The sequence below is a fragment of the Achromobacter sp. genome, assembly GCF_032113835.1.
GTDB lineage: Bacteria > Pseudomonadota > Gammaproteobacteria > Burkholderiales > Burkholderiaceae_B > Achromobacter.
The window spans coordinates 83,580-95,576 of sequence record NZ_DAMCTG010000006.1 but is presented as its reverse complement, the minus strand read 5'-3'; the positions used below and the strand labels follow the sequence as shown (position 1 = coordinate 95,576).

Annotated in this window: 11 protein-coding genes; 4 read left to right on the top strand and 7 right to left on the bottom strand. The window is 65.6% G+C overall.

The window, feature by feature from the left end:
* Nucleotides 1-91 precede the first annotated feature (91 nt).
* Nucleotides 92-1,519: a PLP-dependent aminotransferase family protein gene (locus RT697_RS04555; protein ID WP_313697184.1), complete on the top strand. Its 1,428-nt coding sequence runs from the start codon at nt 92-94 to the stop codon at nt 1,517-1,519.
* 21 nt (nt 1,520-1,540) lie between these two features.
* Here RT697_RS04555 and RT697_RS04550 read toward each other — a convergent pair whose 3' ends face one another.
* Nucleotides 1,541-2,020 (bottom strand): carboxymuconolactone decarboxylase family protein, encoded by a 480-nt coding sequence (locus tag RT697_RS04550; protein ID WP_312435226.1) that lies wholly within the window; start codon nt 2,018-2,020, stop codon nt 1,541-1,543.
* Between the two features lie 238 nt (nt 2,021-2,258).
* Here RT697_RS04550 and chrA point away from each other — a divergent pair, with 238 nt between their 5' ends.
* Nucleotides 2,259-3,515: a chromate efflux transporter gene (chrA, locus tag RT697_RS04545; RefSeq protein ID WP_313697183.1), complete on the top strand. Its 1,257-nt coding sequence runs from the start codon at nt 2,259-2,261 to the stop codon at nt 3,513-3,515.
* Between the two features lie 128 nt (nt 3,516-3,643).
* Here chrA and RT697_RS04540 read toward each other — a convergent pair whose 3' ends face one another.
* A complete protein-coding gene (locus tag RT697_RS04540; RefSeq protein ID WP_313697182.1) occupies nt 3,644-4,846 on the bottom strand; it encodes a multidrug effflux MFS transporter in 1,203 nt (400 codons plus the stop codon).
* A gap of 87 nt (nt 4,847-4,933) precedes the next feature.
* Between RT697_RS04540 and RT697_RS04535 the strand changes: the two genes are divergently transcribed.
* On the top strand, nt 4,934-5,254 hold the full coding sequence (locus tag RT697_RS04535; RefSeq protein WP_313697181.1) for a SelT/SelW/SelH family protein: 321 nt from the start codon (nt 4,934-4,936) through the stop codon (nt 5,252-5,254).
* 147 nt (nt 5,255-5,401) lie between these two features.
* Nucleotides 5,402-5,848, top strand: a complete 447-nt coding sequence (locus RT697_RS04530) for a carboxymuconolactone decarboxylase family protein (RefSeq protein WP_175121548.1) — start codon at nt 5,402-5,404, stop codon at nt 5,846-5,848.
* A 111-nt stretch (nt 5,849-5,959) separates the two neighbouring features.
* On the opposite strand, the gene RT697_RS04525 is transcribed toward RT697_RS04530, so the two are convergent.
* The 5 genes from RT697_RS04525 to RT697_RS04505 form a co-directional block, all read right to left on the bottom strand.
* Entirely contained in the window at nt 5,960-7,486 is a 1,527-nt protein-coding gene (locus RT697_RS04525; RefSeq protein WP_175121547.1) for a tripartite tricarboxylate transporter permease, read from the bottom strand.
* A 3-nt stretch (nt 7,487-7,489) separates the two neighbouring features.
* Nucleotides 7,490-7,960 carry a tripartite tricarboxylate transporter TctB family protein gene (locus RT697_RS04520; RefSeq protein ID WP_105238915.1) on the bottom strand — a complete coding sequence of 157 codons (471 nt, stop codon included), beginning with the start codon at nt 7,958-7,960 and terminating at the stop codon, nt 7,490-7,492.
* Nucleotides 7,961-8,196: 236 nt separating this feature from the next.
* Nucleotides 8,197-8,676, bottom strand: a complete 480-nt coding sequence (locus RT697_RS04515) for a DUF1348 family protein (protein ID WP_313697180.1) — start codon at nt 8,674-8,676, stop codon at nt 8,197-8,199.
* A gap of 52 nt (nt 8,677-8,728) precedes the next feature.
* Complete coding sequence (locus RT697_RS04510) at nt 8,729-9,325, bottom strand: TetR/AcrR family transcriptional regulator (RefSeq protein ID WP_313697179.1); 597 nt, start codon at nt 9,323-9,325, stop codon at nt 8,729-8,731.
* 62 nt (nt 9,326-9,387) lie between these two features.
* A complete protein-coding gene (locus RT697_RS04505; RefSeq protein ID WP_313697178.1) occupies nt 9,388-11,859 on the bottom strand; it encodes a TonB-dependent siderophore receptor in 2,472 nt (823 codons plus the stop codon).
* Between the last annotated feature and the right edge of the window lie 138 nt (nt 11,860-11,997).

The window sequence follows — 11,997 nt, the reverse complement described above, 5'->3', positions numbered from 1 at the left end:
GGGGCGCTGAACGTGCGCCCACCGTGAGTACGAATCTTAAAAAGCGCATGCCATAATTTGAAGGGCCATAAATGGGCTTACGGACTATGCCATGATTCCTGCAACTCCCGACGATCTGCAAACCGTCGCCGACGCCGGCGGCAACCGGCTGTACCGCCAGGTCTACGAGCGCTTCCGAAGCGCCATCGCCGAAGGCACCTTGAAACCCGGCGACCGCATTCCATCGGCGCGCGCACTCGCCAAGGAAATCGGCGTGGCGCGCGGCACCATTGAAGTCGCTTACTCGCTGCTGGCCTCGGAAGGGTACATCCAGGCGCGCGGCCAGGCCGGCACCGTGGTCGCGCCCAACCTGCAACCTGTCGCGCACACTGCGCCCGCGGCGCGAGCGCGTCCCGCCGAGGTGCAGGAAGAAGATCGCTGGCCACGGCCGGCGGCGCCGCTGCCATTCCAGATGGGGCTGCCCGCGCTCGACGCCTTTCCGCGCAAGATCTGGGCGCGGCTGGGCGCGCGGCATCTGCGCAGCACGCAGCCGGCGGACCTCGGCTACCCAGATCCCGCCGGGTTGCTTGGACTGCGGACCGCCACAGCGGCATACCTGCAGGTCGCGCGCGGCATCCAATGCACGCCGCGCCAGGTGTTCATCACGTCGGGCTACAACCACACCATGCAGCTCATCATGCAGGCGCTGTTCAAGCCCGGCGATTCCGTGTGGGTGGAAGACCCGGGCTATCCGCCCACGCGTGTGCTGCTGGCGCAGGCCGGCATGCAGGCCGTGCCGGTGCGCGTGGACGCGGAAGGTCTTGTGGTGGAGGCGGGCATCGCGCAGGAGCCGAGGGCCAGGGCGGCCGTCGTGACGCCCGCGCATCAGAGTCCGCTGAGCCTGTCGCTGTCGCTGCCCCGGCGCCAGGCCTTGCTGGACTGGGCCGAACGCAGCAGCGCGTGGATCGTGGAAGACGACTACGACGGCGAATACCGCTACGTCGGCCGCCCGCTGCCCGCGCTGAAGAGCCTGGATCGGCAGGGCCGCGTGCTGTATTCAGGCACCTTCAGCAAGGTGCTGTTCCCCGGCATGCGGCTTGCCTATCTGGTCGTGCCCGAAGAGCAGGCGCCGCGCTTCGAGCGCCTGTGCATGCTGCTGGCGGGCGGGGCGCCGGCGTTGACGCAGGCCGTGCTGACGTCGTTCATCAACGAAGGCCATTTCGCGCGCCACATCCAGCGCATGCGCCGCCTGTACAGCGAACGGCGCAACACCACGGCGGCAGCGTTATCCGATGTGCTGGGCTCCCGCTTGCACATCGATTTGCAGCCGGGCGGCATGCACCTGCTGGCGCGCCTGGAAGGCCACCAGACCGACCGCGAGCTGGCGTCGCGCATGCTGCAGCATGGCCTGTATGCGCAGGCCTTGTCGCACTGGTCGGCGGCGCCCGATGCGCGCTCCGGCCTGCTCATGAGCTTCACCAACATCGTGTCGGCCGAGCAGGCGGAGCAACTGGCCCGCCGGATCCTGCAACTGATGTGACACGCGGCAGGAAAGCGCCGGTCAGTTCAGCCCGGCCTTGTCCAGGCCATAGGCTTTGTCGGCGGATCCCGGCACCGTGCGGAAGGCGACGTTCAGCCGGTTCCAGCCATTGATTCCGACCACCAGGAACGTCAGGTCCGACAGCTCGCTTTCCGTGAACTGCGCGCGCACGGATTCGTAGATCGCGTCCGGCACGCCATGGGGCGGCAGGGTGGTCAGCGCCTCGGTCCATTCCAGCGCAGCGCGTTCACGCGGAGAGAAAAGCGGCGATTCACGCCAGATGGCGACGTGATGCAGGCGCAGCGCGCGCTCGCCCTTGATCGTGGCTTCCTTCACGTGCATGTCCAGGCAGAATCCGCAGCCGTTGATCTGCGAGGCGCGGATGTCGACCAGGTATCCCAGCTCCTGAACCACGGCGGTTTTCTTCTGCGCCATGCTGAACTCCAGATACTTCTGGGACAGGACTTCGGACATCTGGAAGTAATTCAAACGCTGGCTCATGTGCTTACCTTTCTGAAGCGAGGGGGGGAAAGTGACGGAAGCATGATGCGGCCTATTGGCCTAACACTGAAGTGCCATGAATCCACTTTTGATATGGGCCATGATTTGCCGCCGTCGGAGCCCGGCAAGCGCCAATTCCTGACATTTATCCGATTGAATCCCGGCCGTTGCCCGGCTATAAGCTTGGAACTGGGGCCCGAAAAACATCGCCGCCCCGACTCCCAAGAAGCCCGAGCCGATGCCGCACCCATCCCCCCATGACGAGCACGTCGACAGCAAACCGGCCACCGGCGCGCGCGCCCAGACGGGCCGCGGATCCTGCCTTGAAGTGTTTCTGGTGTTCCTGCGGCTGGGCTTGACGTCCTTTGGCGGACCGATGGCGCACCTGGGCTATTTCCGCGCTGAATTCGTCGACCGGCGGCGCTGGCTCGATGACTACGCGTTTTCCGATCTGGTGGCGTTGTGCCAATTTTTGCCGGGTCCCGCCAGCAGCCAGGTCGGCATGGCGATCGGACTGCGCCGGGCCGGCTGGGCCGGCATGCTGGCCGCGTGGGTTGCGTTCACGCTGCCGTCTGCGCTCGCGCTGATCGGGTTTGCGATGGGGCTTGCCCACTATGGCTGGCTGTCGGAATCGGCCGCAATCCATGGCCTGAAGGTGGCCGCGGTGGCCATCGTGGCGCAGGCGGTTTGGGGCATGGGCAGATCGCTCTGTCCGGACCGGCCGCGCGCCGCAATGGCGGTGGCCGCCGCATTGCTCACCGTGGTGCTGCCCACCGCACTGGCGCAGATCTCGGCCGTCGTGTTGGGCGCGGTGATCGGCGCCGCCTTCCTGCAGCTGCCGCCCCGGCCCGTCCTGTCCAACGCTTCCTCGGGCGTGCCGCGCGCGGCGGGTTTGGTGTCGCTGGCGCTGTTCGCCGCCCTGATGGCGGGACTGCCGCTGTGGGCGCTGCTGTCGGACGGCGCACTGGCCAGCCAGATCGCCGGCTTCTACCGCGCCGGCGCGCTGGTCTTTGGCGGCGGGCATGTGGTGCTGCCGCTGCTGGAAACCGCGTCCGTTTCGTCCGGGATGGTGTCCAACGCGGATTTCCTGGCCGGCTACGGCGCGGCGCAGGCGATGCCCGGCCCGTTGTTCACCTTCGCGGCCTTCCTGGGCGCCATGTCGTCCGGCCCCTTGTCCGGCTGGGCGGGCGGGCTGATGTTGCTGTGCGTCATCTTCGTACCCGGCGCCTTGCTGCTCGCCGCGGCGCTGCCATTCTGGGACTCGCTGCGCCGCCGGCCGGGCGTGCGCAACATGGTGGCCGGCGTCAATGCCAGCGTCGTCGGCATCCTGCTCGGCGCGCTGTACGACCCGGTCTGGACCAGCGCCATTCTTGGCAAGGCGGACTTCGGCCTGGCATTGCTGCTGTTCGCGCTGCTGGTCTATGCGCGCTGGTCGCCGGTGTGGGTGGTGCTGCTGGCGGCCGTCAGCGGCTGGTCGCTGGGCTGGCTGGTCTAGCTATTGAGCGCGCCCGACGTGATGCGAGGTGTCTGACACCCGCTGAGAGGCTGCTACGCGCTGGCGGTCGTCTCCCCAGGGTGTCAGACACCGGCCCTGGTGAGACACCGGCCCGCATGCACATACGCTCAGGAACCCGGCCCAAGGCGCCGGCCTAAAGCCGGCGACAACAGCAGCAACGGCGCGACAATCACCGCCCCAATCAACGCCATGGCGGCCTGCGGCGCCATCCCGCTATCGAGCAAGACGGTTGCGATCACGGCCGATCCGCTCATCTGGAACAATCCATACACGGCCGCCGCAGTGCCCGCCCGGTCCGCGAACGGCTCAAGCGCCAGACTCAACCCGGATCCCAGCGCCAACGAAAACCCCACGGTCAGCACCGCCACGGGCAGCATGAAAATCCATGCCGACAGCGGCGCCCACAGCCACGCGCCCAGATGCAGGGCCGACGCCAGCAGCAGTGCCGCCATGCCGACCCGCACCATGGTGTAGCGGCCGTACCGCGCGATGAACGCAGGCGCCAGGAAGAACGCGGCGATGTTGATCGCCGCATTGCCGCCGAACCAGGCCGAAAAGCCCAACTCCGAATACCCGAGCTGCTGCACCAGCACGACGGGCGCAGCCGACACAAACACCAGGATCATGGCCATGCCCGCCATGCCGAAGCACGCAAAGTACAGGAACCGGCCGCTGGCAACGATGGGCGCATAGCGGGGCAGGCTGTATAGCGCGCCAGCTCGGTTCGCCGGCTTGGCCCGGGTTTCCTCGAAGCGCAGCGCAAGCAACGACGCCAGGGCCAATGCAAACACCGCCATGAACACGAACGTGCTGCGCCAGCCCGCATGCAATGCCAATACGCCGCCCACCATCGGGGCCAGCGCCGGCACCGTGCACAGCGCGCCATTCAAGTAGCTGTAGACCCGCGCGCCGACGGCCGGACTGAAGCAATCACGCACGGCGGCAAACGCCACCAGCGACGCCGAACACGCACCCAATCCCTGCACGATGCGCGCGGCGTAAAACACCTCGAGCGACGTCGCCGCCGCGCCCAGCGCGGAGCCCGCCAGATACGCCAGCGCTCCGCACAGCGCCACGGGCCGCCGGCCATAGCGGTCGGCAAGCGGCCCAATCAGCACTTGGCCCAGACCGACCGCAAAGATGAACAGGGTGATGCTGGCCTGCAGCGCGCCAATGGGCTCGCCAAACGCGTGCGCCATGGCGGGCAGGGAGGGCAGGTAGATGTCGATGGCCATCGGCGTGAGCGTGACCAGTCCCATCAAAAGACCGATCAGCCAGCGCTGGCCTCGGGGTGTCAAGGCAGACTTCATTGCAGACTCTGGGCCCATTGCAGACCCGGGAAAACCCGACATTATCCAGCATCGCGCGCCGCAGCGCCGGAGTAGAATCCCTCACCTATGAACCCGCCCGCCTTGCGTCCTCGTATCGTCATTCTTTACTGCACGCAGTGCCAGTGGCTGCTGCGCGCCGGCTGGATGGCGCAGGAGCTGCTCTCCACCTTTTCGACCGATCTGGGCGAAGTGGCGCTGCAGCCCGGCACCGGCGGCATCTTCCAGATCACCTACAACGGCGATCTGATCTGGGACCGCAAGCGCGACGGTGGCTTTCCCGAAGCCAAGATCCTGAAGCAGCGTGTGCGCGACCGCCTGGATCCGGGCCGCCCGCTCGGACATATCGACGGGCACACCGGCGGCGGCGCCTCCGCACCCGAAGGCTGAAGCCGCCCCGGGGGAAAAGGGCGTTGCGTCGGCCTGGACGTCGACGCCGCCATCATGGACCAGTCAATACTCCAATTCTTGGACCTTTCACGCCGGCATCGGCAAGCGTAATGTTGCGGTCATCAACCACAGCAGCAAGGAATTGGAATGACCCGCCTGAACTGGCAAGAAACCGCACCCGATGGCGCGAAAGCACTCTTTGGCATCCACCACTACGTCACACAGCGCACGGCGCTTCCGGCGGAACTCGTGCATCTCGTGTTCCTGCGCGTTTCGCAGATCAATGGCTGCGCGCACTGCATCGACCTGCACACGCGTGACCTGCGCAAAACCATGTCGGTCGACAAGATCACGCTGGTCCCCGTGTGGGACGAGGTGCACCACCTGTTCTCCGACCAGGAACGCGCCGCGTTGGCATGGGCAGAGGAAGTGACCCGCGTGAGCGAAACCCACGCGTCGGACGAAGCCTACGCTGCCGCCTCGGCCGCGTTCGCGCCCAAGGACCTGGTCGACCTCACGATCGCGATCGCTGCCATGAACGCGTTCAATCGGCTGGGCGTTCCCTTCCGGGTTCCCGTCGCCGCCAAGGCGTGACGGTTCGCGGAACGCCAATGCGGCGTTCCCGGTCAGCCAGCGATACGCAAAAAAAAGGCCGGTCCTTGCGAGACCGGCCAAAGCAGCACTACCCCGAAACTTGCCTTGCAGTTACGCAGCGGACTCCGCGTGCTTGAGCGCTTCGCGCGCCTTGCGTGCGCGCAGGGCCGACACCGCGAGCAACGCGATCAGTCCGACGCACGCCAGGATGAAGCCCAGGCTGATGGGCCGCGTCACGAAGATCGACAGCTCACCACGCGACAGCAGCAGGGCGCGGCGGAAGTTCTCTTCCACCATGGGCCCGAGCACAAAGCCCAGCAGCAGCGGCGCCGGTTCAAACCGCAACCGGATCAACGCGTAACCCGCGGCGCCGAACAACGTCACCATCCCCACGTCGAACAGGTTGTTGTTCGTGCTGTAGACCCCCACGCAGACAAAGAACAGCGCGGCAGGGAACAGATAGCGGAAGGGAACGGTCAACAGGCGCACCCACATGCCGATCAGCGGCAGGTTCAAGAGCAGCAGCAGCACGTTGCCGACCCAGAAGCTGGCGATCAGCCCCCAGAACATGTCGGCGTGCTCGATCATCATCTGCGGACCCGGCTGGATGCCGTGGATGATGAGCGCGCCCAGCATCAGCGCCATGACCGGGTCGCCAGGGATGCCCAGGCTCATGGTCGGAATGAAGCTGGTCTGCGTCGAGGCGCTGGTGGCCGCTTCCGGACCGGCGATGCCTTCGATGGCGCCGCGGCCGAAACGGCGCGGTTCCTTTGCAACCTTCTTTTCCGTTGCATACGAGATGAACGACGCGATGGTCGGACCCGTGCCCGGCAGGATCCCGAACGCCGCGCCGATGGCCGTGCCGCGCACCAGCGCGCCGCGCGATTGCTTGATGTCGCCGGCTTCCGGACGCATGGACTTCAGGCTCACCTTCGCCGACGTGACCTTGCTGTCGCCGCCGATGCGATTGATGTTCTTCAGGAAGTCCGCCACGCCGAACAGGCCCATGGCCAGCGCCACGATCTGCAGGCCGTCGGACAATTCCAGGATGCCGAAGTGAAAGCGCATCGTGCCCGTGTTGACGTCCGTGCCCACCACGCCCAGCAGCAAGCCGACCACGACCATCGCCACGCCCTTGATCGCCGATCCCTTGGCCAGCGTGGCGCCGGCCAGCAGACCCAGCATCATCATCGAGAAGTATTCGGCCGGACCGAACTTGAACGCGACATCGACCAGCAACGGCGAGAACAGGATCATCGCCAGGATGCCGACGGACGCGCCGCAGAACGACGAGAACATCAGCATGAAGAGCGCCGAGCCGGCCTTGCCGTTGCGCGCCAGCGGATTGCCGTCCAGACATGCCACCGCATGCGACGCGGTGCCAGGCAGGTTCAGCATGATCGACGTGATGCCGCCGCCGTATTGCGAGCCGTAGTAGATGCCGGACAGCATCACCAGCGCCGCAGTGGGCGTCATCGTGTAGGTCAGCGGCAGCAGGATCGAGATGGCGGCCAGCACGCCCATGCCCGGCAGCACGCCGATCAGGTTGCCCATGAACACGCCGAAAATGGCCCACATCAGGTTGTCCAGCGCGAACGCGACAGAGAACCCGTGCATCAGGTTATTGAAGATTTCCATGGATCAACCCCAGCGGAACAACGGAAACTGGAGCTGCAGGGCCCAGGAGAAAACCGCCACGCCAAGCACCGTGACGCCGGCGGCAAGGATGGCTGCGCTGCGCCAGGTGTGCTGGCGATCGCCCATGGCGGAGATGAAGACCAGCACGAAGGTCGCGGGCACCAGGCCGCCGAACTTGCCGATCAGGATGAAGGACAGCAACCCGCCGATGATGCAGCCCCAGCCGCGCCACTCGGGCGGCGCCACTTCTTCGGCATCTTCCTCGACGACAACGGGCGAGGTCGCCGTCTTGGCAATGGCCAGTCCCAGAAGGACCAGCAGCACGCCCAGGATCGCGGGGAACATGCCCGGACCCATGCGATCAAGGCTTCCCAATGTGTAGGTTGACGCCTGCGCGATGGCGCCCAGGCCCAGCACGATCATCGTGCCCGCGGCCCACGCCTCGCGCCGTACGGCGCTGCGTTTTGATTGCATGGTCTTTTCCTCCCGTTGTTGTGCTTATGTCTGACTGCGGTCTGAACAAAAGCTGACACTGCAATGAATGCGGGAGTCTAAAAATCCAAACTTCCGTTCACCTTTCAAGGCTCGCGAAAGTTGCGCAGGGATGTGCGTATTGCAACGAAACCGGGGGAAATCCCTAGGCCTTTTTCAAACGCAAGGCGGGCGTTGCGCGCATGTGGATCACATGCGCGCATGGGGGCCGAAGCGCACTACAGGCCCAGTTCCGACAACCCCGGATGATCGTCCGGACGCCGACCGAGCGGCCAGTGGTACTTGCGGTCCGCTTCCTTGATCGGCATGTCATTGATGCATGCATAGCGGTTGATCATCAGGCCGTCTTCGCCGAACTCCCAGTTCTCGTTGCCATACGAACGGAACCAGTTGCCCGAATCGTCATGCCATTCGTAGGCATAGCGCACCGCGATGCGATTGCCGTTGTAGGCCCACAGTTCCTTGATCAGGCGGTAGTCCAGCTCGCGCGCCCACTTGCGCGCCAGGAACGCACGCGCTTCCTCGCGGTTCGTTGCGAACTCGGCGCGGTTTCGCCAGTGGGTGTCAAGGCTGTAGGCCAGTGAAACTTTGTCGGGATCGCGGCTGTTCCAGCCGTCTTCGGCCAGGCGGACCTTCTGGATGGCGCTCTCGCGCGTGAAGGGAGGAAGGGGCGGGCGGACTTCGGACGTTGTCGTCATGGCAAGGGCCTCATGGACAGGGGGTGGAAAAAAGCAAGAGGAGGGCGTGGACTCAGTGGTCCGCGTCAAGCAACGCCTGGGCGGCACGTTCGGCGCTGTCGGTGATCGACGCATCGCCTGTGACCATGGCCACGGCAATCGCGCCGTCGATAAGCACCAGCAACTGGCGGGCGCGCTCATCGGCGTTCGGCAGGCCCGCGGCCTGCACCAGCGACAGCACGTGGGCAAGCAGGCGTTCCTTGTGGCGCCGGGCAACCGCGCGGATCGGGCTGTCCGCGTCGCCGATTTCGCCGGCGGCGTTGATGAACGCGCAACCGTGAAACCCATCCGACGCGAACCAATCGCGCAGCGCATCGAAGATGGACAAGAGGCGGGCGGGCGGCGAGGGCGCGCGCGTCGTGGCGTCGATGAACCACTGCATCCAGCGCTCGTCGCGGGCGGTCAGCGCCGCGGCCACCAGCACTTCCTTCGTGCCGTAGTGCTTGTAGATGCTCTTGCGCGATACGCCGGAGGTCTTGACGATGAGGTCCATGCCGGTGGCATTGATGCCGCCGGCATAGATCAAATGTTCGGTGGCGCGCAGCAGCTTTTCCTGCGCGTCGGAAGCGGGGGTAAGGGCGGTGTCGGAAGTGAGGGTGGAATCAGACATATGGAGAATGATCGTTCTATCTGGAATGAACAGATGGTAGAACGATCATTCTCCGAAGTCAATCACCAGTTGTATCGCAGCGTCGCCAGCACCACGCGGCCCGGGCCGTAGAAGCACAGATTGACGTTGTTGCACGAGGCGACGTAGGCCTTGTCGAACAGGTTCGACGCGTTCAGGCTCAGCGTGGCGCCCTTCATGGCCGGGCTGGCGCGGCCCAGGTCATAGCGGATCGCGGCGTCGGCCAGCGTCACCGACGGCACCTTCACGGCATTGTCCTGATCGCTGTAAGTGGTGCCCAGATAACGGGCGCCCGCGCCAAAACCCAGCCCGGCCAGCGGCCCCGTATCGATCGTGTAGTCCACCCACAGCGACGCCATGTGCGCGGGCACGCCGGCAAACGGCACCTTGCCGATCTGCTCCGGATAATTGCTCGAGATCGTCTTGATGTCGGTGTAGGTGTAGGACGCGACGACGTCCACGTTGCGGGCCAGCGAGGCCTTGCCCTGCAGTTCGAAGCCTTCCGAACGCACCTTGCCGGTCTGCACCTGCGAATTCGCGTGGTCCGGATCGCGCGTCAGCACGTTGCGCTGCTCGATCTGGAACACCGAAGCCGTGATGAAGCTGTCGAAACCCTTGGGCTGGAATTTCACGCCCGCTTCGTACTGTTCGCCCTTGGTCGGACGGAAGGGCGTGCCGGCGAACGTGGTCCCCGCTTGCGGCCGGAACGACGTGGAATAGCTGACGTACGGCGCCAGGCCGGTGTCGGACAGGTACACCATACCGATGCGGCCCGTGAACGCGTTGTCGTTCTGCTGCGTGCGCGTGCCGGTCAGGTTGTTGCGCGTGCTGGCTTCCGACCAGTCCATGCGGCCGCCAGCCGTGACGACGACCTTGTCCATGATCTTGACCTGATCCTGCGCGTACAGGCCAAGCTGGCGCATGCGCTGGAACGTGTCGTTGTAGATGGGCGGCGCGTCGATCTGGTAGCCGTAAACCGGGTTGAACGGATTGATCGGCGGCACGCCGTCCATGCCGAAGCCCAGTTGGGTGTCAAAGCTGGATTGCTGGTAGTCCAGGCCCATCAACACCGTGTGCGCGAATGCGCCCGTGCGGCGCTGGTACTGAAGCTGCGTGTCCACGGCAAACGTGCGCGCCTTTTCGTCCGAACTGAAGGCGTAGCGTTGCAGGGACTGATAGTCCGGTTCGCCATCGGGCAAGGTGCCCCAGCCCAGCTCCGAGATCAACGCGCGGTAGTGTGTGCGGTTCTGGTTGTAGCGGGCGTTCTGGCGCACGGTCCAGCTGTCGTTGAACTTGTGCTCGAACAGATAACCCAGCATCGCCTGGTCCTTGTCGTAGCGGTCGAAGTCCGGCTCGCCCGAGAAGAAACTGCGCGAGATCCGGCCGTAGGGCGTGGGCGTCAGTGTGCCCACCGACGGCAGCCACTGGTCGGTGGAGCCGGCGCGGATGCGCTGGAAGTTCGTCAGTACGGTGAAGTGCGTGGCGGCGCTGGGCTGCCACGTGAACGACGGCGCGATGAACGCGCGCTTGTCGCGCACCGTGTCCACCTCGGTATCGGCGTTGCGGCCCTGGCCGGTCAGACGGTACAGCCATTGGCCGTCTTCGGTCACCGGGCCGCTGAAATCAAAGCCCAGCTGCGCGCGGCCCGGGTCGCCCGTCGTGAACTCCACTTCGTGCAGCGGGGTCTCGGTGGGCCGCTTGCTCACCTGGTTCACGATCCCGCCCGGCTGGTTCTGGCCGTAAAGCAGGGATGCCGGTCCACGCAGCACTTCCACGCGCTCCAGCGCGTACGGATTCACGTCGTACGAGCCGTAATAGCGGGTCGCGAGCGCCAGGCCGTCCAGGTAGATGCCCTGGTTGGACGCGGCCACGCTGAAGCCTCGCACCGTGATGTTCTGATGACGCAGGTCGTCCGCCAGTTCGGCGCGCACGCCGGCCTCGTAGCGCAGCGCCTGTTCGGTCTTCTGAATGGCCTGCCACGTCATCTGGTCGCGCGTCACGACGGAAATCGATTGGGGCGTCTCGATCAGCGGCGTATCGGTCTTCGTGCCCGTCATGCTGTACCGCGCCACGAATCCATCGACGGGCCCCCACGCGCGGCTCGACAAGGGATTGGCCGCCACCTCGATCGGCGCCAAGGTGGACACTGGGGCCTGCGCCGCTGGCCGCAACGAGTAGCTGCCATTCGCCAGGCGCTGGGCTGCCAGGCCGGTGCCCGACAGCAGCACGGCCAGCGCCTCGGCCGGCCGGTAGACGCCATTGACGCCCGGGCTTTGCCGGCCTTCGACATCCGCAGCGGAATAGGACAGCATCAGGCCCGAATCACGGCCGAACTGCAGCAGCGCGCCGGCGAGCGGTCCCGCGGGGATGCGGAAGTTCGTGGTGGCGGTCTGCGCTTGGGCCGCCACCGGAAACGTCAGGATGGCGGGCAGGGCGCTTGCGATGCCCAGCGCCAGGACCAAGGCGCGCAAGGCGGGCCGCGGTTGGCGCGGGCTCTTGAAGGCGGGAAGACTCATTGGGTTCTCGATGTCGTTGGGAGTGAAGACAGGACTTCAGCTCCTATGCCACGCGAGATCGGAAAACCCATCACGGAATCTGAGAATAATTTGCGAACACGGAAGGCGGCTTCATGCTGTCGCTCGGCACGGGCCGGA

Coding starts and splice junctions, on each gene's coding strand:
- RT697_RS04555 (WP_313697184.1), top strand. CDS start 92: ATGATTCCTGCAACTCCCGACGATCTGCAAACCGTCGCCGACGCCGGC.
- RT697_RS04550 (WP_312435226.1), bottom strand. CDS start 2,020: ATGAGCCAGCGTTTGAATTACTTCCAGATGTCCGAAGTCCTGTCCCAG.
- chrA (WP_313697183.1), top strand. CDS start 2,259: ATGCCGCACCCATCCCCCCATGACGAGCACGTCGACAGCAAACCGGCC.
- RT697_RS04540 (WP_313697182.1), bottom strand. CDS start 4,846: ATGAAGTCTGCCTTGACACCCCGAGGCCAGCGCTGGCTGATCGGTCTT.
- RT697_RS04535 (WP_313697181.1), top strand. CDS start 4,934: ATGAACCCGCCCGCCTTGCGTCCTCGTATCGTCATTCTTTACTGCACG.
- RT697_RS04530 (WP_175121548.1), top strand. CDS start 5,402: ATGACCCGCCTGAACTGGCAAGAAACCGCACCCGATGGCGCGAAAGCA.
- RT697_RS04525 (WP_175121547.1), bottom strand. CDS start 7,486: ATGGAAATCTTCAATAACCTGATGCACGGGTTCTCTGTCGCGTTCGCG.
- RT697_RS04520 (WP_105238915.1), bottom strand. CDS start 7,960: ATGCAATCAAAACGCAGCGCCGTACGGCGCGAGGCGTGGGCCGCGGGC.
- RT697_RS04515 (WP_313697180.1), bottom strand. CDS start 8,676: ATGACGACAACGTCCGAAGTCCGCCCGCCCCTTCCTCCCTTCACGCGC.
- RT697_RS04510 (WP_313697179.1), bottom strand. CDS start 9,325: ATGTCTGATTCCACCCTCACTTCCGACACCGCCCTTACCCCCGCTTCC.
- RT697_RS04505 (WP_313697178.1), bottom strand. CDS start 11,859: ATGAGTCTTCCCGCCTTCAAGAGCCCGCGCCAACCGCGGCCCGCCTTG.